This is a genomic window from Bacillus sp. 01N45 (assembly GCF_056399205.1).
Genome location: NZ_JBFTQW010000005.1, coordinates 148,503 through 169,712, shown reverse-complemented (window position 1 = coordinate 169,712; position 21,210 = coordinate 148,503). Strand labels below are relative to the sequence as shown.

Here is a 21,210-nt window from a genome sequence, read left to right as displayed (position 1 = left end):
TGATGGAAAGATTTGTTTGGAAACCGAATATGTCTCTAGCGACTCCTCTGTATAAACAAATAGAAACGTATATAAAAGAAAGAATCGTTAATGGAGAATGGACTGTTGGAACGAAATTACCTTCACAAAGAGATTTGGCACATACATTCGGTGTGAACCGGAGTACAATTGTAATGGCTTTCGATGAACTAGTGGCAAAGGGATACATTGAAGGGAATGGCAGGAAAGGAACAATTGTTGTAAATAATAATGAGAATGCTTCAACGTACGCGCCCCCGCCTAATTGGCAGTCTTATGTAGAAACAGGACTTCATTATCCGAATCTGCCTGCTATTCAAGAGATTAATCAAGCTGAATTTTATCCGCATGTAATTCGTTTAGGAACAGGTGAGCTCGCGCCGAGTCTTTTACCTGAAAAAAAGATGAAAGATATTATGAATAAGCTTTTAAAGTCGAGCATGATACTTGGGTATGAAGAACCAAAAGGGAATTTCTATTTAAGGAAGAAAATTGCGGACTATTTAAAAGGACATGGTATAGATGTAACTCCTGATTCTATATTAATTGTTTCAGGAGCAATTCAAGCGTTGCAACTTATTTCTATGGGACTTCTTCCAAAAGGGGCATCCATCTTATTAGAAAAACCATCTTATTTATATTCTCTTAATGTTTTTCAATCAGCAGGAATGCGTTTAATTGGTATACCAATGGATGAGAACGGTTTACATGCATCATATATTACGAAATATAAGAAGCAATTTAATGCATCTATTTTATATACAATTCCGTCTTTTCATAATCCGACGAACTTTAGTATGAATGCGAAGAAACGAATAGAAGTGATGGAAATATGTAACGAAATTGGTTTGCCTATTATAGAAGACGCGGTGTACCAAGACTTATGGTTTGATGAGCCTGTTTCAAAGCCTTTAAAAGCATATGATAAAAACGGAATTGTACTACATATTGGGAGTATGTCTAAAGTCATTAGTCCAGGATTAAGAATTGGATGGATTGTTGGATCTGAGCCAGTCATTCAAAGATTGGCAGACATAAAAATGCAAACAGATTATGGTTCAAGTTCTATATCCCAGCAAATTGCAGCGGAATGGTTTGCAGATGGATTGTATGATGAACATTTACAGTTTGTAAGAACTAAGTTGAAAAAACGTAGAGATTTTATGTTGCAAATGTTAGAGAAATATTGTCGTGATATAGCAACATGGTATGAACCGACAGGTGGTTTTTATATTTGGTTACATATGAATGTACCCGTTTCGAACCGTAGCTTATTTGACAAAGCTTTGAAAGAAAAGATTTTATTAAATCCAGGTACTTTGTATGATAGAAGTGCAAACCAATTTTTGCGTCTATCCTATTCATACGCAACGTTAGAAGAAATTGAAATAGGTATAAAAAAGCTTGCACAACTAATGAAAAAGTAAGAGGAGAAAGTAATGAAACAATACGTAATTTGCCAAATTATTAATGGAGAAAAATATTTAGCTGCTTATGCGGAGACGAAGCAGGATGCAATTGAAAAAGCAGAATTGTTAGGGTTACGAACGGGAAATCGATATACCGTTATTACTGCGGAAGAAGCTAAAGGGTTAACGTATCCTTAAGAGACGTATAATAATTTATGCAGGAAGTAAATAAGCCTCGTAATCTATGATATTACTAGGCTTATTTTTTTTGAAAGCGTTACGTGTTCTCGTATGAAAAATAATAGTATTATGAGTCAAGTTGACGGAAATACCGATTTGTTTTTCGGTCCTGATTTCCGTTTCTATAGTCATCAATATATTGTCTGAAGTTCCAAGATTGTAAAAACTTATTTGCGGCGTTATAACCAGAATTGTAAAGCCACTCTTTTTCTTCCTTTGTTAACTCAAAGTTGGCACTTGTAATGGATCCTGTTGGAATTGTAATCGTTCTTGCTTTTGATTCCTTATCTAAATGACGTAAATCATGGGCTTGCATCATTGTTTTAAAAAGTCCTTTGAACATGGAGATAGGCTCGTTATAATGGGCAGGATCAGCTTGAATCTCATCTTTTACGAAATGAAATCCAAATGTTGGCCAGCGAGGAGAGGAAGGTGAGTCGAAAATCCAAATTGGGTAATTGCTTAAAATCCCTCCATCAACCATATAACAAGGTTGCTTCCATTTAGGGGTTCTCCATTTTACCGGTTCAAAGAAGAAGGGGATTGTACTACTCATTCTTACAGCTTTAGCAATAGAGAAGCGATAATTTAAAAATCCGTAATTTGGTAAGTCATCAGGAAAGATAACCATTTTACCATTACTTATATCAGAAGCAATAATTTTAAGCTTATTTAAATCAGGTAAATCTGTGAATAAGTGAACTCCTTTTTTGCGAAGTAATTCTTCAATCCATTCTTCTATAAATATATTAGAGTAAATACCAAGAGTAGTCCATGCGCTTAATCCTTTTCCGATAAAGGGGATTCTGTCAATAAAGGTTCTCTTCGTAAATTTATTATAATCGATATCAGTTATAATCGTTTTTAACTCTGAACAAGAATATCCTGCTGCTAGGAGCGCAGCGATAATGGAACCAGCTGATGTTCCAGCTACACGTTCCCATTCATAGCCTTTTTCAGCTAACGCGCAAATTGCCCCTACATGCGCAATTCCGCGTACACCGCCCCCCTCAAAAACACCATCAATCTTCATTAATCATACTTCCTTTCGAATAAAAGATTTGAAAATGGCAAAAAAGCACGTATTGTACGTGCTTTTTTACAATAGTTTTTAAATTTACTAGCAGCCTACAAAGCCGCCCCAACAGCTAGCTCCGATGATGATTAGAAGGATAAATAAAACGATTAATAAAGCGAAACCTCCATAACCACATCCACCACCGTAACCGCCGTAACCGCCGCAACTACCACCGTAACCGCCGCAACTATATCCGTAACCCATGTGGAATTCCTCCTTAAATTAAAAATAAAAATGAACGAGGGGAAAATGTACTGGAAGAAATAATGAACTATCGTGTTTGTAGGAACAATGTATACTATGCTTTTTTAAACTTGTTCGCGTATGGAGGAAGAGCCCGTTTTTTTGGAGGCTTGTTGTTTTTACAAAGAATGGAGTATAATTTTTGTGCGATGATACAAATAAGTATGTAAATATAAGGAGAATTTATGAATAAACAAATTGAAGTATTAATTGATAAATATGGGCTGACACATTTAAAAGAGGAACTTATTCACACTGTATTTCCTTGTGTAAAAGTTGTGCCAAAGCAGGAGGAAACAGTTGCGGTAGGTAGTTCGAAAATGGGAGGAGTTCCTGACTTGCCAGCTACATTGGAATACCCAATGCACAAAGGAAATCCATTACAATTTATCGCTCAATTTAATTTAAATGATTTACAAAATGTTGGTATGGGTCACAATCTTCCTAAGACAGGGATGTTATATTTCTTTAGCATTGAAAATTACTTTGAAGAAGATGTGAATCCAACTGAAGCGGGGCGTGTACTTTATTATGATGTTCCTGTAGAGCAATTACGAAGAGCAGATGAATTGCAAACAAATTATAACCAGTGTGCAACTACTTTTGAACTGACATATAAATTGCCAGAGCTTTTCATTGAAGATGAGGCTGATTCAGATCGTTTCTTACAATTGCTTGAAGAACTAATCCCAGACAACTATGATAACCATCAAATGTTTGGTGAACCATTCTCTGTACAAGAGGAAGTATTATATGAGACAGGAGAATATATGGGGATAGACCCGCAGCAAATGACGCTTTTATTCCAAATCGATTCAGATACTAAAAATTGTAATATGATGTGGGGAGATTTAGGAATGCTTTATTTCTGTATTGGAAATGAAGACTTAAAAAATCGACGTTTTGAAAATGCGTGTTGTGTATTACAAACTTGTTAATGAAAAAGGTTGTTCTTGTAAAAAGAACAACCTTTTTACAATGTTAAATATGCATAATCTCATATGACCTATACGGAAAAGTATTGTATACTCTGAAACTATACGATACTTTTTCGTATAGTTATAGAATGTAAGGAGTGACGAGATGAGAAAGACAAGTAAGTATGTGACAGCTACCCTGCTTTGTTCAACTATAGTAATGGGAGGCTTACACGCGTCAACGGTATCTTATGCAGCTACGAATCCGTCTGTAGCGACAACACAATCAGATGCAAAGCTATTAGATGATTTCCGAAAAGAATTAAAAAAACAGGTTGATAATCGAGAAGAAAATATTACAATCACATATAAAAAGAAAGATAGAAATGCTAGAAATGTTATGGACCAATTGTATGGCGAGTTTAATAAAATTGTAGATGCAGATGAGTATGTAAAATATAATGTAGCGTCTACTAAATATTCTATTAAAGGGTTACCAGGAAACTATACGTTTACATTGCAAGTGAAATACCGTGAATCAAAAGAGCAAACACAATATGTAAAATCTCAGGCAAAAGCAATTATCGGTTCAATTGTAAAAACAGGGATGGATGAGCATGAGAAAGTAAAAGTTATTCACGATTATGTTGTAAAACATGTATCTTATGATACGTCTTATAAAGCGTATACAGCATATGAAGCATTAGCGAATCGTTCTGCCGTTTGTCAAGGCTATACGTTATTAACGTATGAGTTGTTAAAAGAAGCAGGTATTCAAAATCATATTGTAACAGGCACAGGGAATGGACAAGCTCATGCATGGAATTTAGTAAACATTGAAAACAAATGGTACCACATTGATACGACATTCGATGATCCAGTACCAGATAAAGCTGGGCGTGTAACATATTCATATTTTAATATGTCTGATGAGCAATTAAGTAAAGATCATGAATGGGATCGTAGTAAATATCCGGCGGCAACTGCAAGTTACTTTAATGAATTAACAAACAAAATAAAAACGGGTAGTTCAAAGACTGCTGCGTATGAACAAATGTTAAAAGAAACAAATTTAAAATATTTGTCTGCACAATACGGGGCAGATAATTATAGTGAATTTAAGAAAAAATTACAGCAACAATTCGCTTCTAAGCCAGAAAAGGTAGAAGTACGATATAAGCAATCGATGGATGGAACAATGCAAGATATAAAGAAAGTGTTAAATGAAATAAATTGGCCAAAAGGTGCAAAACGTGTATCTTATGAAGTAGCACCATATAGTGCGATGGCAGATTATTCATTAGCGACAATTACATTTACTTATTAATTAAAAAGAGCATCTGTAAAAGGTGCTCTTTTTATTATGTATCACTTCAAAAAACAGAATTGTGTGATAAAATATAAAAAGGAAGGATGTGGGATTTGAATGAATTTGTTCGAAAGTAATATTTTTACATTGATATATACTTGTTTAGTAATCGGACTTATCGTTTTGTTTTTCCTATCATTTACTTTGTTCCTTAGAAAATTATTGCAAAAACAGCGCTGCAAAAAAACAACATGTAATTAATATGAATAATAAGCTAGATCGAATGATTGAATTGCTTGAAAAAGATAAGAAATAATGATAGAAGATGTATGAAAAGGGGAAGAGGATGGCTAATTATATAAAAGAATTACGTGAAAAAGTAGGTCACGACTGTGTTCTCATAAACTTTGCGGGTGGTTGTGTGTTGAATGAACATGGAGAAGTATTACTGCAAAAAAGAGGTGATTTTAACGCTTGGGGATTTCCTGGCGGTGCAATGGAAATTGGAGAATCTGCCGCAGAAACCGCGATTCGAGAAATAAAAGAAGAAACAGGTTATGACGTGGAAATAAATGAGCTTATCGGGGTGTATACAAAATATTTTCAAGCATATCCAAATGGAGATAATGCCCAGTCAATTTTAATATTCTTTTCATGCTCAATTGCCGGTGGAGAGCAAAAAGTAGACGGTGATGAAACGTTGGAATTGAAGTTTTTCCCGCTAAACAAAATGCCACCATTGTTTAATCAACAACATGAGGATTGTTTACAGGACTTACTAGAGAAAAGAGTAGGGGTGTATCGTTAACATAAAAAAGAAGCTAATGAGATTAGCTTCTTTTTTATGTTTTATTTATTTCCACCAATCATCAAACATTGATGCTGGAACTTGTCTTTTATGTTCGCTCACTGTGTAACGTTTTTCAATTTTTTCTGCAACGTCAGTTGGAACTGCTTTACCTTCTAAATAATCATCTAGTTGATCATACGAAATACCTAACTCCGTTTCATCAGCTTGACCTGGTTTTTCATCCAATAAATCAGCAGTTGGCATTTTTAAGTAAAGTCGCTCATCCGCACCTAATTCTTGTAAAAGAGCACGTCCTTGACGTTTCGTTAAACCCGTTAATGGTAATAGGTCTGCACCACCATCTCCGAATTTTGTAAAGAATCCTGTAACAGCTTCTGCCGCGTGATCAGTTCCGATAACAAGTAGACCTTTTTGTCCTCCAATTGCATATTGTGTAACCATACGGATACGTGCTTTCACGTTACCTTTATTGAAATCTGTTAATGATTCACCTAATAAGTTTTCGTATTGGTTTGAGAAGGAGTCAACTGTTGAAGCGATATCAAATGCAACAGATTGATCAGCTTGAATAAATTGTAATGCTAATTGTGCATCATCTTCGTCTTTTTGCACTTTATAAGGAAGACGCACGGCGATAAACGTTGCGTTACCACCTTCATTACGAATTTCCTCCACTGCAAGCTGAGCTAAACGTCCAGCTAATGTAGAGTCTTGTCCGCCACTAATGCCAAGTACAAATCCTTTTGCACCTGTTTTTTTCACATAATCTTTTAAGAAATCAACACGTTTACGGATTTCTGCTTTCGGATCAATTACAGGCTGAACATGTAATGCTTTCATAATCTGTTCTTGTAATGTCATTATGTTTCCTCCTATTCATATTAAAGCGGTAAATAAGTTTATATGTATATTGGTACATACTTCTATCCTTTATTATTTCGCAAAACTAACGAATATACAATAGGATGCGTGTATGAATATGAATGTAGTCATTATAATGAAACTCTTTCGTTTAAGCAATTTTTTTTAAACCTTTCAATAATGTAAGGTTTTTGTCATTTGAATCGATGGAAGGTATTTCCGGACTTTACTAATATAAGAACATAGTTAGTAGAAGGGTGGAGAAGGAATATGAACATTAGAGAACTCGCATATCGAAATGTAACACGAAATAGACGAACATACTCAGCATATTTTTTAAGTAGTGCATTTGCCATTATGGCCTTTTTTGTTTATTCATTTTTTGCGTTTCATCCCGCATTAAGTGCTGGAGAATTGGGACGATACGTATTCGTAAGTATGTCTTTTGCACAGTCCATTATTTACTTATTTACGTTTTTCTTTATTTTATATTCGATGGGAATGTTTTTAAAAACGAGAAAGCGTGAATTAGGAATTTTAATGATGTTAGGTATGACGAAATATCAATTAAAGCGTCTTATCTTCTTTGAAAATATTATGATTGGGATAGGGGCTATTATTTTTGGAATACTTGCAGGAATGCTATTTTCCGGAATGTTAATATTTGTAGCTCCGATGATATTAAAATTAGATATTTCCTTAGCTTATTACATACCAATGAAAGCCATTGTTGTAACGAGCATTATGTTTTTCGTATTATTTATGATCATTTCATTGTTTAGTGCAGGAATGATTCGGAAAAATAAAATTATGAAATTGTTTAGAGGATCAGCAGAAGCGAAGCCGGAACCGAAAGCTTCCATTATTTCTTCTATATTAGCGGTCATATTGCTTAGTGCGGGATATGCGGGAGCGCTTATGTCACACGGTGCAATGGTATTTGTCATGATGATTCCTGTTACAACGGTAGTCATTATTGGTACATATTTGCTGTACAAGCAGTTGAGTGTCTTTATTATTAGACTATGTAAAAAAAGTAAACGTTTCTATTGGACACAGACAAATATTGTTACGTTATCAGATTTAGCTTACCGTATGAGAGACAACGCCAGAATGTTCTTTATTGTAACTATTATTTCAACTGTAGCATTTTCAGCAATAGGTACATTAGTAGGTTTCACGTCCATGACGAAAGGGATTATGGAGAGACCAATTGCGTTTCAGTATCATTCTAAGCAAGGAAATAGTAATGAATCACAGCATTTGAAGATGATTGATGAAGGATTAAAGAAACATAGTATAACAGCTTCTAAAGCTACTATTTCAACGAAAAGGGCGGAGGAGCAGTCGTTAAGAAGTGCTATTTTCATAAAAGAATCAGATTATAAGGAATATGCGAAGTTAACAGGAGAACCATTTCAAACTGTAGCAAATAAAGAAGCTTTATTTTTATCAGTCGATATACCAGGCCCACCGATGAAAGAAAGAAAAGAAATTACTTTACCACATTTGAATGAATCTTTAAAAGTGAAAAAAGTTAATACTTCTTCATTAAGTAAAATACTAAGAGGTAACGTTTATGTAATCTCTAAAAATCAATATGATGCATTACAAGATGGATTTAAAGAGGAAAAAGATTATGTGTACAAAACAGAAGGAACGAAAGATGAAATAGAGGTTGGTAAAGAGCTTACTCATCAAATGAAGACTTATGAAGAACATGCAACGTTTAGTGCAGAAGAGTACGAACAAAACCAAAGTTTACAAATAGCAGGACCAATTTTATTTGTAGGTTTCTTTATTGGTATAGTATTTTTCGTATGTGCAGGAAGCTTCCTTTACTTCCGTTTGTTTTCTGATTTAGAGGATGATACTCGTTTGTTTGAAATGATTAGAAAAGTAGGTTTAACGAGCGGAGAATTATCGAAAGTAGTTACAATTCGATTAGCACTATTATTCTTCGTTCCAATAGGTGTTGCAACATTACACGGGGCAGTAGCGTTAACTGCACTGGGACAGATGTTTGAGTACTCATTATTTAAAGAAAATGCGATTGTATTAAGTGTTTTCGTAGGAATTCAAGTTGTATATTTCTTATTCATACGATCTCGTTATTTAAAACAATTGAAAGAGAGATTACGTATTAGTTAAATGTGTATTTTTAACTTGAGTACAAAATTTTCTAAAAAGATACAAGTATTACCAAAAAGTGATAAAATGGAAAGAGCGAGGTGGAAAAATTAATAGAAAGTAAGGGGGGAGTAATATGAAAGCAACAGGAATTATTCGAAAAGTAGACGAATTAGGACGAATTGTTATTCCTAAAGAGTTACGAGAAGTATTAGGAATACAAATCAAATCACCACTTGAAATTTTCGTAGAAGAAGATAAAGTCATTTTACAAAAATATCAACCTTACAATGCTTGTCAAATAACAGGTGATGTTTCAAATCAAAACATATCATTAGCAAATGGAAACATTACTGTTAGTATAGATGGAGCGAAACATTTAATAAAAGAAATAGAGAAGTTTTTAAATAAGAGTGAGGTTTAGTCTTAATTTATTTTATTTTTAAAATTTCATATCATTCTTTAAAAACTATGAAAGGACCATTAAATTGGTCCTTTTATTTTGGTTATTGGTTGTACCAATCGAATTTTTGGTGAATAAAAATTACGAGATAAATAAAAAGAGTAGTATAGAATTAGTAAGCTATATTGAGAAATATTTTTAAGGAAGGAAAACGAAACGAATAAAACGAATGTTACATTTAAACCTTTTCAAAAGTGGTCTGAAATGAAAATAATATATTTTCAGGAGGGATTACGATGAATAGTAGTACAGCGAATAAACAAAAAGGTATACAATTGATTCCTTTTACAGTAGATAAGGTGGTTGAACAAGTAAATGAAATTCCACCAGGTGTACAACTCATTCATGCTCCACAAGTATGGGAGAAGAGTGCGAAAGGAAATGATATTGTTGTTGCCGTATTAGATACAGGTTGTGATGTGAATCATATAGATTTAAAGGATCGCATTATCGGTGGAAGAAATTTCACGAAAGATTACGAAGGGGATCCAAATATTTATCTTGATAATAACGGACACGGTACTCATGTAGCGGGGACAATTGCAGCGACTGAAAATGGTGTCGGTGTTTTAGGAGTTGCACCACTTGCTAAAATGTTAGTGTTAAAGGTTTTAGCGGGAGATGGTTCTGGAAGTTATGAGCAAATTATTGAGGCGATTCATTATGCTGTAAATTGGAGAGGGCCTAATAAAGAAAGAGTTAGAGTTATTTCAATGTCACTTGGTGGCCCGCAGGACGTTCCAGAATTACATGAAGCGATTCAAAATGCAGTAAAGCAAGATGTTCTCGTCGTATGTGCTGCTGGGAATAATGGAGATTGTAATGATAATACAGAGGAACTAGATTTCCCAGGTGCTTATTCCGAAGTAATTGAAGTCGGCGCTGTCAATTTAGAACGGAAAATCGCATGTTTTAGTAATTCGAATCAAGAAATTGATTTAGTGGCGCYAGGTGATGAAATATTATCTACGTATCCTGAAGGGAAATATGCGGTATTAAGTGGAACTTCTATGGCGACACCGCATGTCGCTGGAGCGCTGGCATTGCTCATTAAGCAGTGTGAGAGAGAATATGGTAGAAAGTTATCAGAGCCAGAAATATATGCACAACTTATTAAAAGAACTGTACCTTTAGGGTATGAACGTACATCTGAAGGGAATGGATTAATAGATTTATTAAAAGAATAGCAAATACTAAAAACATCTCATAATTTTATGAGATGTTTTTTTGTATGGCTTTGTCGAATATATCGTGGAATCTAGTATTTATTTCTTTTTCATGAAATGTTTATTAGGGTGGTGGTTATCCCATAGATCTGTTCATAAAATGATAAAAGGTACATAGAACTGGCATCGTAACAACGAAAACCGCTATAAGGTTAGAGGAGGTATATACTGATGATATATCAAGCTATCCAGCAGTTAATTGATCGTGCTATTGAAGTTCAACTGATTGAAAAAGAAGATGAAATATATACAAGGAATCAAATCCTTTCCTTACTTCGTTTAGATGACTTTGTAGTGGAAGCGTCAGCGCCCGCGCCCGCAAAGAAAGCAATTTCGGAGTTATTGGAAGAGTTAATTGAATATGCTTGTATGCATAAAGTCATTGAGACAGTAATGGACGAGAAGGAGGTTTTAGCAAGTGCAATTATGGATGTTTTTATGTCCAAACCGTCCGTTATCAATTCTCTATTTTATGAAAAATACGAACAAAATCCGAAGGCTGCGACAAATTACTTCTATGAGTTAAGTAAAAACAGCAACTATATCCAAATGAAGCAAATTGCCAAAAATATAAATTATAAAGTAAATACGGAATATGGACCCATTGATATAACGATTAACTTATCAAAACCGGAAAAAGACCCGAAACAAATTGCTAGAGAGAGAGTATTGGAAAGTACAAATTATCCAAAATGTTTACTCTGTATTGAGAATGAAGGATATAGAGGCAGAATTGGACATCCAGCACGCACGAATCATCGTATGATTCGTATGAATCTTACAGATGAAAGCTGGTTTCTACAGTATTCTCCGTATATATATTTCAATGAACACTGTATTGTATTGTCTTCAGAACACCGTGATATGAAAATTGACCGTCAAACATTTTTACGTTTGTTAAAATTTGTAGAAAAATTCCCGCATTATTTTCTTGGTTCTAATGCTGATTTGCCTATTGTAGGAGGATCTATTCTAACACATGACCATTATCAAGGTGGAAACTATGAATTTGCTATGGCAAATGCATCAAACGACCTAATTTTTGAACTAACTAACTTTCCAGAAATGCAATGTTCTATTATTAAATGGCCTATGTCAGTTATTCGCTTAAGAAGTAAAGACATAGAACAAATAGTAAATGCAGGGGAGTACATATTAGAGAGGTGGAAGGGATATAGTGATCCATCTGTTAATATATTTGCATTTACGAATGATATTCCACATAATACGATAACTCCGATTGCTCGTTACCGGAATAGTATGTACGAATTGGATCTTGTTTTGCGGAACAATCGTACAAGTGAAGAACATTTGTTAGGTATTTTCCACCCTCATGCGGAAATACAGCATATTAAAAAGGAAAATATCGGTCTAATTGAAGTAATGGGGTTAGCAGTACTTCCGGCGCGTTTAAAAACAGAACTTCAGGAAGTGGAAAAATTCTTACTTAACATTCCAAGTGATATTCCAACGCTTCATATACGATGGGCTGAACAATTAAAAATCAAATATTACCATCGGATACATGAACAAAATGTACAGGAGATAGTAAGAGCAGAATTAGGACAGAAATTTATACAGGCGCTTGAAGATGCTGGCGTTTTTAAACGAGATGACGAAGGGATATCGGCATTTAAACGTTTTATTCAGAGGTTAAATAAGGAATGAACTTAGTAGTGATGGTGATTACAAAATGACCTAATTATATGATAAGGGAGGTAATAATATGGAGGAGTGTGAGCATAAGCAACTACAGGAATTGAAACAGATAGGCGGCCCTATATTAATGATGTGTATAAAATGTAATCAAATAATTAAAGTGTCCAAAGGATCCAGTACAAAAATAAAGTGAAAAAGAATGAAGCGTATATATTTCTAGTGTGTGATGAACAAAGTTCCTTCTGATTAAAGTTGCATTTTATTAAAAGAATAGAACCATACTAAAAAACATCTCATATGAATATGAGATGTTTTTAGTATGGTTCTGTCGCATGTAATACGACGTCTAATAAACCAGGGAATCTAGCATGTAAGTCATCTTCACGAATTGAAATGAAACGTTGTGTTCCTTCAATGCGTGTATACATAACACCGGATTCACGTAAAACCTTGAAATGGTGAGATAAAGTTGATTTCGCAATTGGAATGTTTAACGCACCACAAGATTGTTCATTTTTCTCTAATAGCATTGTTACAATTTGTAAACGAATTTGATCGCTAAGTGCGTATAAGACTGAAGAGAATTGAATTTCTTCTCGGTTTGGATGATAAAGAGTACGCATTTTTTTCACCTACTTGTATCAGTTAATATAGTTTGCACTATAACATATAAAGTGGTATATTTCTATTGTTCGAATATGTTCGAACAATAGAAATATAGGGGGAGAAAAAATGAAATATACAAAATTACAAAAGGCAGGGTTACATATTTCGAAGTTGGGGTTAGGAACAAACGCTGTAGGGGGGCATAATTTATATGCTAATGTGAACGAAGAAGAAGGAAAACGATTAATAGAAGAAGCTATCCAGCGAGGGGTTACATTTTTTGATACAGCGGATTCATACGGTCTCGGTAGATCAGAGGAATTGGTAGGAGAAGTATTGAAAGGAAAACGTCAAGAAGTTGTACTTGCTACAAAAGGTGGAATACAGCCGTTATTAAATGGAGAAGTTTATATTAATAATGAACGAAGCTATTTAAGAAATGCTGTGGAAAATAGCTTAAGAAGATTACAAACTGATTATATTGATTTATATTATTTACATTTTACAAATCCAGAAACAAGTTACATAGATTCAATTGGAGAGCTTGCTCGTCTAAAAGAAGAAGGTAAAATTCGTGCAATTGGAATATCTAACGTAAACGTAGAGCAATTAAAAGCAGCGAATCAGCACGAACAAATAGATGTTGTACAATCACCGTATAATATGTTGGATCGTACTGCTGGAGAAGAACTTTTGCCGTATTGTATAGAATCAGGTATTTCATTTATACCATACGGGCCTCTTGCTTTTGGGATACTAGGTGGAAAATATACAGAAGATTTTAAATTAAACGAAGGCGATTGGCGTCAAAGTGTAAATCTATTTGAAGAAAATACATATAAGAGTAACTTTAAAAAAGTTGAGAAGTTAAAAGGTTTAGCTAAAGAAATGAATCTTGAAGTATCACATTTAGCTTTAGCATGGCTATTAAATAAAAAAGGCATTGATACTGTTATTCCTGGTGGGAAACGAGCGGAGCAAATAAGAGAAAGTGTAAGAGCGGTGGAAGTTTCATTGAATGAAAAGGTTATGGAAGAAATTAAATCTATTTTAGAAGATTAGTTGAGAAGAGGGGGACTTCCCTCTTTTTATATAAAAGGAGAAGGTTTAAATGAAAAGAGTACTAGCTGTATTCTTTACGATCATGTTTATGATAGGTACAGATACTTTCTTAATTTCACCACTTTTACCGACATTACAGAAGGTGTATCATGTTTCAACTGAGCTGTCAGGGTGGATGGTGAGTTCATATGCTTTAGGATACGCTGGATTTGCGCTTATTGCTGGTCATATATCAGATGGCTTAAACAGAAAAAAAGTGATGGTAATAGGAATGAGTTTTTTTGCGTTAAGTACGTTTTTATGTGGAATGGCACCGAGTTTTCTATGGATGCTAGCATTTAGATTTTTAGCAGGTGTAAGTGCAGCCTTTGTATCTCCACAAGTGTGGGCATCTATTCCGCTCCTTATAGAGAAGGAGCAAATTGTAAAGGCAATTGGAATTGTAACAGCAGGGTTAGCAATCTCTCAAATTTTAGGGTTGCCAGTTGGATCGTATTTGGCAATGATACACTATACAACACCATTCTTCGTCATTGGTATATTATCAACACTACTTGTAATTCTTATCTATATAGTATTACCAGAAATACAACCGGTTCATATAGGTGGAAGTAAAACAAACATCTTAAAGCGCTATAAACAATTACTTACAGATTCAAAGGTTTCGATTTCTTATTTTGCATATTTTGTTTTTCAAACTGGTAATTTTGCTGCATTTTCATTTTTTGGTGTATGGCTGTCCATTCAATTTGGCTTACAAGTTCATGAAGTAGGTACAACTATGCTTATATTAGGATTAGGGAATTTAGCTGGTAATATTTTTGGCCCTAGAATCACAAATAAAATTGGTTATAACCTTTCTTTCTATGGTGGAATTATATTTACAGCAGTGCTATATGTATTACTTCCTCATGTAAAGAACATTATATTGGTGGAGTTATTGTTCTTTGTTTTGTTTTTTGTGACAGGAATTTTGTTTGTATTAATGATGAGGCACTTACAAAACATATCTAGTGTAGCAAGAGGAACAGGAGCCGCGCTTGCTAATGCTTCTATGTATATTGGTCAAATGATTGGAGCGGCAATAGCAGGACTGCTATTTGCAGCATCTCACAATTTTATACTTATAGGTAGTTTTACTGCGTTACTATATATAGGAGCTTTATTTTTGTTTAGAAAAAGTGAAAAGCTTAATGAAGATAGTGAAACAGGAATTGTATCATAAAGCCTGTACAAATAAAAAAGAGCTATATCTCCTCTTTTGAGGTGACATCAAATAAAGCGAGTGCAAGAAGTGCAGTTAGTCTATAAATGAAAATAGCAGTTAGAAACCACATATGAAATCAATATTAGAAGAGTAATAATACAAAGGGATCTTTGAGTGCAGAGATTAAAGAAAATAGACAAATAGTATAAAGGTATCGTAATAAAGTTATGAGGAATCCAAAAATAAAAAATCCCTACAGAGATAGGGATTCATATATCGGCATATAGTTCCTTGGAAAAGGATATACTTAGTTTAGCATATAGGACTACTTATATTTGTGAAATAGATGTGAAATAGCTGTGAAAAAATTCTAAATAAAAAGCACTGTTTTAGCTAATGTAACTAAAACAGTGCTTTTCTCTTTGATTGAACTGTTGCTGCATTTTCATCATGTATGCCTGCATCTTTAATAATTCGTTGTTTTGCTTTATTTAATAGATGGTCTACTGCTTCACCAAAATAATTAGCTTCGCTTTTTGTGCGGGCTTCTCGTAAACATTTATAGTTTTCTAGCAGTTCCTCTTTTTCAGTGTTTGTTAAGAAATCTTCTATTTTCTTTTTTGTCATACGAAACACCCTTTCTTCTGACAAACGACGCAATAGAAAATATTTATTGTTTATTATAGCAATAATTTTTAAAGAAAGTATAGACTAACGTCGTAATAATTTGTCAATTTCTTGAATCTTCTCATCAGCTTTCCCAATTTGTTTATTTTTAGCCTGCTCACCACCAAGCGCTTGGTGCAGTAAGAAAGTCTGACCGGAAATAGCAGTCACAATGGATACTTTAATAATTTCTTTTATTAAGGTAACATCGAATAAAACGAGTCCAAGAAGTGCAGCTAGACTACCAGTGAAAATATCAGTCAAAAACCCAAAGTGAAAAAAAGTTTTCAAACGGCGTGGAAGCAATAACTTACCTTGGTTATTGATTAGATGGGAAACGAAACCGGTAATGCCACCAACGAGTATAGCGGTTAGCCATTGATACATTTCCATCGAATCCACTCCTTTTAGTGAATAAGATTCGATTCTTTTATATTGATTCCTTTTAATATTTCATAGAAGCATATTGAGAAAGTTTGTTTGGGTTTATTACGTATTCAATTTAATTATAACAGAAAAATCTGACATATTTCAGTCTATTATATGAAGCGGTTATTCCTTAATATGAATGTAGAAAGGGGTGCGTGAGATGAATATAGATTATCGAATAAGAAGTATGGATGGTTATACAAAAAATATAGGGGAATTAGTAAGCATGCTGGAGCATACGAGGGCTGTAACATTACAGGAAATAAACGATCTATCAGTTGAGCAAGTAGATTTCATTATGACGAGTGGAGGGAATTCCATCGGAGCGTTACTAAAGCATATAGCAGCTATAGAAAAAGCCCATCAACTTATTTCATTTCAAGAGCGCGACTTTACAAAAGAAGAATTAGAAATATGGGAAGACGCACTGTATTTAGGGAAAGCGGGGAGAACAATCCGTGGTAATGAAATACAGTATTATATACAAATTCTACAAAGTGTTCGAGAAGAATCTCTGAAGTATTTGAATGAACAAGATGATGAATGGCTTATGTCAGAAAGAAAGTGGCCTAACGGTGTAGCGTATAACCAGCACTATCTGTGGTTTCATGTGCTAGAAGATGAGATTAGTCATCGTGGACAAATTAGAATGATGAAAAATAAAATGTTTGAAAATTGCGTTAAACAAGGTAGCTTTTTAAATAAATATTCCATATAATGAGAGTAATTAAAATGAGAACGGGGTGATGTATTATGGTGAAAATAACGTATATGAATCATAAACCAAATACAAAGGTGGATGGAAAGGGCGAGACTGTATAAGTGAGCGCACGATCCTTCCGCTTAGCTTAAACTAGGGAGGATATCAATTTGAATCAAAATATTTTAGAATCATTCGGCTGGGATTCTTTTTTTGAAGAACAAGCTGTAGAGAACTTTGAAGTAGGGCGTATTTTACTAGAGCATAAACATATATATCGAATTATTTGTAATGATGGTGAATATATGGCAGAGCTGTCTGGAAAGTTTCGGCATGAAGCAGTAACGAAGGGAGATTATCCAGCGGTTGGTGATTGGGTGTATATAAAGAAAATAGAGAATGAAAAGAAAGCAATTATTCATCGTATTTTTCAAAGAAGAAGCTCTTTTTCTAGACAAGAGGCTGGTAATCGAACGGAAGAACAAGTAATAGCAGCAAATGTAGATTATCTATTTTTAGTAAATGCACTTAACCATGATTTTAACGTAAGAAGAATAGAACGTTATTTACTATTAGCGTATGAAAGTGGTGCAATGCCTGTTATTGTTTTAACAAAGAGTAGCTTATGTGAAGACGTGGAACAGAAAATTGTTGAAACGGAAGCTGTGGCAATTGGTGTTCCGATCTTCGTCGTTGATAGTTTAAAGCATACTGGTATTGAATCGCTGCAGCAATTTGTTTCTTCAGGAAAAACAATTGCTTTAGTCGGGTCATCGGGGGTTGGAAAATCCACTTTGTTAAATGCACTCATAGGACTTGAAGTAGCAAAAACGGGAGATATTCGTGAGGAAGATAGTAAAGGAAGGCATACGACAACTCATCGTGAATTGTTCCGATTACCGAGTGGTGGTTTAGTTATTGATACTCCGGGTATGAGGGAGCTACAGCTTTGGGAAGGAAGCGATGCAATTCAAACAACATTTTCTGATATTGAAGAATTAGCAAAAACGTGCCGTTTTAGGGATTGTAAACATGAAAATGAGCCAGGGTGCGCAGTGCATAGTGCAATTGATAACGGAATTATTACGATAAATCGTTTGCAAAGCTATAAAAAATTACAAAGAGAACTGGCGTATTTTATGAGAAAACAAGATGCTATTCTTGCGAGAGCAGAGCGTGATAAGTGGAAAAAGATTTCTAAACAGCATAAAAAAATATGAAAAGCCAAAGGGTGGTTCCCTTTGGCTTTTTTTGTATTTGTAAATTTTATAATAATATTATTCAAATATATAGACAAAGAGAATTTAATTGTTTAAACTTTACAAAGTATTCATCGTAATAGATTATGAAAATAATAATTTAGGGATGGGAAATGTTTACAACTCGCTAGATTTAACTATTGAAATTGAAAAGCAGGAGGTTTGTAATGGGTAGACTATTAAATTGGTTTCGTGATATGAAAGTAGCAAAAAAACTACTAATTTCGTTTTTTGTCATTTTAATTGCAGCTGTCTCTATTATTGGAGGCATGTCTTATCAAACAGCTAAAAAGAACTTTGAATCACAAATTACGAGCAGTGCTCACGACAATATAAAAATATTAGATAATTTAATCAATCAAATGATTGAGGCGAAATTTAATGATGTAAATAATTTTGCACGGGTGATTCAAGGTAATATGTATCAAGGGGATAATCAAGATGAATTAAGAAAAATGTTATCTCAATATATTAATTTGAATAAAGATGTTGAACAAGTATACTTTGCTGGGAATGATAAGAAATTTGTGCAAGAACCAAATATACAAATGGCAGCAGACTATGATCCAACAGAACGTTCTTGGTATAAAGATGCAGTGGCAAAACAAGGGGGTATTGTCGTTACTGAGCCATATAAGGCGCAAGGAAATGGACATATTGTCGTAACGATTGCAAAACAAGCAGAAGATAAAAACGGTGTTGTAGCAATAGATTTAAGTTTAGATAATTTATTAAAAACAACAAAGTTAATCAATATCGGTAAAAAGGGATATGCTTTCATTTTAGATGGAAAACAAAAAATAATTGCACATCCTCAAGAAAAATCAGGAGAAAAAGCAGCTGATTCTTGGGCGAAGAAAATTTATGAAGATAACCATGGTGCTTTTTCATATATGTATGATGGCAGCGAAAAACAAATGGTATTTGCTACAAATGTAAAAACAGGTTGGAAAATCGGTGGAACGATGTACTCAAATGAAATAATTGAAGCTGCGCAGCCTGTATTTTATAATATGTTAATTGTTATGTTCATTTCATTAGTTATAGGCGGAGCACTTATTTATTTTGTGACACTTTCTATAACGAAGCCATTAAAAAGATTAGTTGCTACTTCTAAAGAAATAAGTGAGGGAGATTTAACGCAAACAATCGAGATTCATTCTAATGATGAAATTGGCCAACTTGCAAAAGGATTCAATGAGATGACAGATGCATTGCGAACGTTAATTGGAAGAATTAATACGTCGGCTGGACATGTTGCAGCAGCATCAGAAGAGCTAACGGCAAGTGTAAGACAAGCGAGTGAAGCAACTGAGCAAATTACAATGGCAATGGATGAAATATCGAGCGGGGCAACAACGCAAACAACGAGCGTAGAAAATGGTGCAATGTTATTATTTGATGTAACAGAAGGAATTCAGCATGTAGCAAATAGTTCATCATCAATTAGTACGGCTTCTGCTCATACTCGTGAAAAAGCAGAAGATGGCGGGAAACTAGTAGGAAAAACAGTAAATCAAATGCAGTCTATTGCAGAATCTGTTTCACAATCAGATGAAGTTATACAGTTGCTAAATAATAAATCAAAACAAATTGGTGACATACTAGAAGTCATTCAAAATATTGCAGATCAAACGAATCTTCTAGCTTTGAATGCGGCAATTGAAGCTGCAAGAGCAGGAGAGCACGGAAGAGGATTTGCGATTGTTGCAGATGAAGTACGTAAATTGGCGGAGAAGTCTAGTGTATCTTCTAGTGAAATTAGTAAATTAATATGTGAAATACAAGATGACATGAGTAAGACGGTAAAATCAATGGGGCATGTAAATGAAGAAGTTCAATCTGGACTTGTTATTGCGAATGAAACGAAGCAAAACTTTACTGAGATTTTACTATCTACAAATGAAATTGCAGATCAAATTAAAACGATGGTTGAAACGGCTAACGGGATGTCAAAAGGTGCAAATGAAGTGTCTATTTCAGTAGGTCAAATTGCAATGACAGCACAGAACAATGCGACGAGTACTCAAAACGTTGCAGCATCAGCAGAAGAACAACTAGCGTCCATTGAGGAGATTAGTTCGGCGGCTGGTACATTATCTCAAATGGCTGAAGAGTTACAAGGGTTAATTGAAAGATTTAAAGTTTAACAGAGGACAGACTATCTCCAAAATAGCAGTATGCTATTGGAGTAGTCTGTTTTTATTATGTAAAATGAAATGAGATTGAGAGTATCTTTATAATATTTAAAGGTATATTTTGTATGATATTTGTCGAAAAATAGAGGTATTTGTTTGCTTTGTGTATAATTATAATCGTATAAAATGCAAATAAAGGAGATTACTATGGGAGTTTATTGGGGTACCAAAAGACATTCTTGGCTTAGTTATGTCTCATTTTGGTTAAGTATTTCATTTTTTATTGTCTTTCTAATTGAAGTGTTTATTTTAAAAACACTTTCGAATAGTTCGGTGCAAATTGTTAAATATTTTTATTTTATACTTGTACCAGTAAACATCTTTCTTAGTTTAAAGTTACTCTTTAAGAAGAATGAAAAGAAAGCATTACCTATTTTTAGTTTCATCGTATCATTATTATTTACAATTTTAATACTAGTATTAGCGTTAGTAGCTACGGGGAAATTCTTTTAAGGGGAGTGATAAAAGTCACTCTTCTTTTTTGTGATTGTAAGGAAATACTAAGCGGAGGATGGACAAAGAGTGCATTTACTTATGTTTGATATGATTGGAAAGCGTTAGAAGCATATTAAGAAATATAATGAGAGACAATTCATATAATAATGAAGAGAATCAGGTGTTTTACATGCAATTATGAAGCAAATGAATACGGTAAAAACGACGATATATGGTACAATACATATGGATAGTGATAGAGATAAAGGGTATATAAAATACTC

The 21,210-nt window shown here is 34.1% G+C and carries 21 protein-coding genes and 2 pseudogenes; 17 read left to right on the top strand and 6 right to left on the bottom strand.

The window, feature by feature from the left end:
* The first annotated feature begins 2 nt into the window (after positions 1-2).
* Both AC1DMU_RS13845 and AC1DMU_RS13840 read left to right on the top strand, forming a co-directional pair.
* Positions 3-1,445, top strand: a complete 1,443-nt coding sequence (locus tag AC1DMU_RS13845) for an aminotransferase-like domain-containing protein (protein ID WP_088063088.1) — start codon at positions 3-5, stop codon at positions 1,443-1,445.
* Positions 1,446-1,457: 12 nt separating this feature from the next.
* The gene (locus AC1DMU_RS13840; protein WP_087982849.1) at positions 1,458-1,625 is read left to right on the top strand and encodes a DUF3933 family protein; all 168 of its coding nucleotides are present in this window, start codon (positions 1,458-1,460) and stop codon (positions 1,623-1,625) included.
* A gap of 109 nt (positions 1,626-1,734) precedes the next feature.
* Here AC1DMU_RS13840 and AC1DMU_RS13835 read toward each other — a convergent pair whose 3' ends face one another.
* A complete protein-coding gene (locus AC1DMU_RS13835; RefSeq protein WP_088063089.1) occupies positions 1,735-2,700 on the bottom strand; it encodes a patatin-like phospholipase family protein in 966 nt (321 codons plus the stop codon).
* Positions 2,701-2,787: 87 nt separating this feature from the next.
* Entirely contained in the window at positions 2,788-2,949 is a 162-nt protein-coding gene (locus tag AC1DMU_RS13830; protein ID WP_088063090.1) for a YjcZ family sporulation protein, read from the bottom strand.
* Between the two features lie 224 nt (positions 2,950-3,173).
* On the opposite strand from AC1DMU_RS13830, the gene AC1DMU_RS13825 reads away from it, so the two are divergent.
* The 4 genes and pseudogenes from AC1DMU_RS13825 to AC1DMU_RS13810 all read left to right on the top strand — a co-directional run bounded on the left by AC1DMU_RS13825 (position 3,174) and on the right by AC1DMU_RS13810 (position 6,022).
* Positions 3,174-3,926 carry a YwqG family protein gene (locus tag AC1DMU_RS13825; RefSeq protein ID WP_088063091.1) on the top strand — a complete coding sequence of 251 codons (753 nt, stop codon included), beginning with the start codon at positions 3,174-3,176 and terminating at the stop codon, positions 3,924-3,926.
* Between the two features lie 145 nt (positions 3,927-4,071).
* Entirely contained in the window at positions 4,072-5,232 is a 1,161-nt protein-coding gene (locus AC1DMU_RS13820; RefSeq protein WP_088063092.1) for a transglutaminase domain-containing protein, read from the top strand.
* A gap of 99 nt (positions 5,233-5,331) precedes the next feature.
* Positions 5,332-5,530: pseudogene (locus AC1DMU_RS13815) on the top strand (DUF4083 domain-containing protein).
* Positions 5,531-5,560: 30 nt separating this feature from the next.
* Positions 5,561-6,022 carry an NUDIX hydrolase gene (locus AC1DMU_RS13810; RefSeq protein WP_046954986.1) on the top strand — a complete coding sequence of 154 codons (462 nt, stop codon included), beginning with the start codon at positions 5,561-5,563 and terminating at the stop codon, positions 6,020-6,022.
* 45 nt (positions 6,023-6,067) lie between these two features.
* On the opposite strand, the gene nadE is transcribed toward AC1DMU_RS13810, so the two are convergent.
* The gene (gene nadE / locus AC1DMU_RS13805) at positions 6,068-6,886 is read right to left on the bottom strand and encodes an ammonia-dependent NAD(+) synthetase (protein WP_087982839.1); all 819 of its coding nucleotides are present in this window, start codon (positions 6,884-6,886) and stop codon (positions 6,068-6,070) included.
* Positions 6,887-7,156: 270 nt separating this feature from the next.
* Here nadE and AC1DMU_RS13800 point away from each other — a divergent pair, with 270 nt between their 5' ends.
* The 4 genes from AC1DMU_RS13800 to galT all read left to right on the top strand — a co-directional run bounded on the left by AC1DMU_RS13800 (position 7,157) and on the right by galT (position 12,373).
* On the top strand, positions 7,157-9,037 hold the full coding sequence (locus tag AC1DMU_RS13800; RefSeq protein WP_088063093.1) for an ABC transporter permease: 1,881 nt from the start codon (positions 7,157-7,159) through the stop codon (positions 9,035-9,037).
* A gap of 115 nt (positions 9,038-9,152) precedes the next feature.
* Positions 9,153-9,440 carry an AbrB/MazE/SpoVT family DNA-binding domain-containing protein gene (locus AC1DMU_RS13795; RefSeq protein WP_088063094.1) on the top strand — a complete coding sequence of 96 codons (288 nt, stop codon included), beginning with the start codon at positions 9,153-9,155 and terminating at the stop codon, positions 9,438-9,440.
* 275 nt (positions 9,441-9,715) lie between these two features.
* Positions 9,716-10,666 (top strand): serine protease, encoded by a 951-nt coding sequence (locus tag AC1DMU_RS13790; RefSeq protein WP_476941520.1) that lies wholly within the window; start codon positions 9,716-9,718, stop codon positions 10,664-10,666.
* Between the two features lie 210 nt (positions 10,667-10,876).
* The gene (gene galT, locus AC1DMU_RS13785; protein ID WP_088063096.1) at positions 10,877-12,373 is read left to right on the top strand and encodes a UDP-glucose--hexose-1-phosphate uridylyltransferase; all 1,497 of its coding nucleotides are present in this window, start codon (positions 10,877-10,879) and stop codon (positions 12,371-12,373) included.
* A 305-nt stretch (positions 12,374-12,678) separates the two neighbouring features.
* Here galT and AC1DMU_RS13780 read toward each other — a convergent pair whose 3' ends face one another.
* Complete coding sequence (locus AC1DMU_RS13780; protein WP_064474209.1) at positions 12,679-12,987, bottom strand: ArsR/SmtB family transcription factor; 309 nt, start codon at positions 12,985-12,987, stop codon at positions 12,679-12,681.
* A 109-nt stretch (positions 12,988-13,096) separates the two neighbouring features.
* Between AC1DMU_RS13780 and AC1DMU_RS13775 the strand changes: the two genes are divergently transcribed.
* The 3 genes and pseudogenes from AC1DMU_RS13775 to AC1DMU_RS13765 all read left to right on the top strand — a co-directional run bounded on the left by AC1DMU_RS13775 (position 13,097) and on the right by AC1DMU_RS13765 (position 15,596).
* On the top strand, positions 13,097-14,032 hold the full coding sequence (locus AC1DMU_RS13775; RefSeq protein WP_088609004.1) for an aldo/keto reductase: 936 nt from the start codon (positions 13,097-13,099) through the stop codon (positions 14,030-14,032).
* A 49-nt stretch (positions 14,033-14,081) separates the two neighbouring features.
* Positions 14,082-15,257, top strand: a complete 1,176-nt coding sequence (locus tag AC1DMU_RS13770) for an MFS transporter (RefSeq protein WP_476941519.1) — start codon at positions 14,082-14,084, stop codon at positions 15,255-15,257.
* A 152-nt stretch (positions 15,258-15,409) separates the two neighbouring features.
* Positions 15,410-15,596 (top strand): annotated as a pseudogene (locus AC1DMU_RS13765) (hypothetical protein).
* 45 nt (positions 15,597-15,641) lie between these two features.
* On the opposite strand, the gene AC1DMU_RS13760 reads toward AC1DMU_RS13765, so the two are convergent.
* Together AC1DMU_RS13760 and AC1DMU_RS13755 are read right to left on the bottom strand one after the other, a co-directional pair.
* Positions 15,642-15,866 carry a hypothetical protein gene (locus tag AC1DMU_RS13760; protein ID WP_000162604.1) on the bottom strand — a complete coding sequence of 75 codons (225 nt, stop codon included), beginning with the start codon at positions 15,864-15,866 and terminating at the stop codon, positions 15,642-15,644.
* 84 nt (positions 15,867-15,950) lie between these two features.
* Positions 15,951-16,298 carry a DUF4257 domain-containing protein gene (locus AC1DMU_RS13755; protein WP_060490074.1) on the bottom strand — a complete coding sequence of 116 codons (348 nt, stop codon included), beginning with the start codon at positions 16,296-16,298 and terminating at the stop codon, positions 15,951-15,953.
* A gap of 196 nt (positions 16,299-16,494) precedes the next feature.
* Between AC1DMU_RS13755 and AC1DMU_RS13750 the strand changes: the two genes are divergently transcribed.
* From AC1DMU_RS13750 to AC1DMU_RS13735, 4 genes are all read left to right on the top strand, one after another.
* Entirely contained in the window at positions 16,495-17,052 is a 558-nt protein-coding gene (locus AC1DMU_RS13750) for a DinB family protein (RefSeq protein ID WP_088063099.1), read from the top strand.
* 152 nt (positions 17,053-17,204) lie between these two features.
* On the top strand, positions 17,205-18,254 hold the full coding sequence (gene rsgA / locus AC1DMU_RS13745; protein ID WP_088063100.1) for a ribosome small subunit-dependent GTPase A: 1,050 nt from the start codon (positions 17,205-17,207) through the stop codon (positions 18,252-18,254).
* Between the two features lie 206 nt (positions 18,255-18,460).
* On the top strand, positions 18,461-20,443 hold the full coding sequence (locus AC1DMU_RS13740; protein ID WP_088063101.1) for a HAMP domain-containing methyl-accepting chemotaxis protein: 1,983 nt from the start codon (positions 18,461-18,463) through the stop codon (positions 20,441-20,443).
* Between the two features lie 195 nt (positions 20,444-20,638).
* The gene (locus AC1DMU_RS13735) at positions 20,639-20,944 is read left to right on the top strand and encodes a hypothetical protein (protein ID WP_000539573.1); all 306 of its coding nucleotides are present in this window, start codon (positions 20,639-20,641) and stop codon (positions 20,942-20,944) included.
* The last annotated feature ends 266 nt before the right edge of the window (positions 20,945-21,210 follow it).

Coding starts and splice junctions, on each gene's coding strand:
- nadE (WP_087982839.1), bottom strand. CDS start 6,886: ATGACATTACAAGAACAGATTATGAAAGCATTACATGTTCAGCCTGTA.
- AC1DMU_RS13840 (WP_087982849.1), top strand. CDS start 1,458: ATGAAACAATACGTAATTTGCCAAATTATTAATGGAGAAAAATATTTA.
- AC1DMU_RS13820 (WP_088063092.1), top strand. CDS start 4,072: ATGAGAAAGACAAGTAAGTATGTGACAGCTACCCTGCTTTGTTCAACT.
- AC1DMU_RS13845 (WP_088063088.1), top strand. CDS start 3: ATGGAAAGATTTGTTTGGAAACCGAATATGTCTCTAGCGACTCCTCTG.
- AC1DMU_RS13795 (WP_088063094.1), top strand. CDS start 9,153: ATGAAAGCAACAGGAATTATTCGAAAAGTAGACGAATTAGGACGAATT.
- AC1DMU_RS13775 (WP_088609004.1), top strand. CDS start 13,097: ATGAAATATACAAAATTACAAAAGGCAGGGTTACATATTTCGAAGTTG.
- AC1DMU_RS13835 (WP_088063089.1), bottom strand. CDS start 2,700: ATGAAGATTGATGGTGTTTTTGAGGGGGGCGGTGTACGCGGAATTGCG.
- AC1DMU_RS13780 (WP_064474209.1), bottom strand. CDS start 12,987: ATGCGTACTCTTTATCATCCAAACCGAGAAGAAATTCAATTCTCTTCA.
- AC1DMU_RS13760 (WP_000162604.1), bottom strand. CDS start 15,866: ATGACAAAAAAGAAAATAGAAGATTTCTTAACAAACACTGAAAAAGAG.
- AC1DMU_RS13770 (WP_476941519.1), top strand. CDS start 14,082: ATGAAAAGAGTACTAGCTGTATTCTTTACGATCATGTTTATGATAGGT.
- AC1DMU_RS13800 (WP_088063093.1), top strand. CDS start 7,157: ATGAACATTAGAGAACTCGCATATCGAAATGTAACACGAAATAGACGA.
- AC1DMU_RS13740 (WP_088063101.1), top strand. CDS start 18,461: ATGGGTAGACTATTAAATTGGTTTCGTGATATGAAAGTAGCAAAAAAA.
- AC1DMU_RS13825 (WP_088063091.1), top strand. CDS start 3,174: ATGAATAAACAAATTGAAGTATTAATTGATAAATATGGGCTGACACAT.
- AC1DMU_RS13810 (WP_046954986.1), top strand. CDS start 5,561: ATGGCTAATTATATAAAAGAATTACGTGAAAAAGTAGGTCACGACTGT.
- AC1DMU_RS13755 (WP_060490074.1), bottom strand. CDS start 16,298: ATGGAAATGTATCAATGGCTAACCGCTATACTCGTTGGTGGCATTACC.
- AC1DMU_RS13830 (WP_088063090.1), bottom strand. CDS start 2,949: ATGGGTTACGGATATAGTTGCGGCGGTTACGGTGGTAGTTGCGGCGGT.
- galT (WP_088063096.1), top strand. CDS start 10,877: ATGATATATCAAGCTATCCAGCAGTTAATTGATCGTGCTATTGAAGTT.
- AC1DMU_RS13735 (WP_000539573.1), top strand. CDS start 20,639: ATGGGAGTTTATTGGGGTACCAAAAGACATTCTTGGCTTAGTTATGTC.
- AC1DMU_RS13750 (WP_088063099.1), top strand. CDS start 16,495: ATGAATATAGATTATCGAATAAGAAGTATGGATGGTTATACAAAAAAT.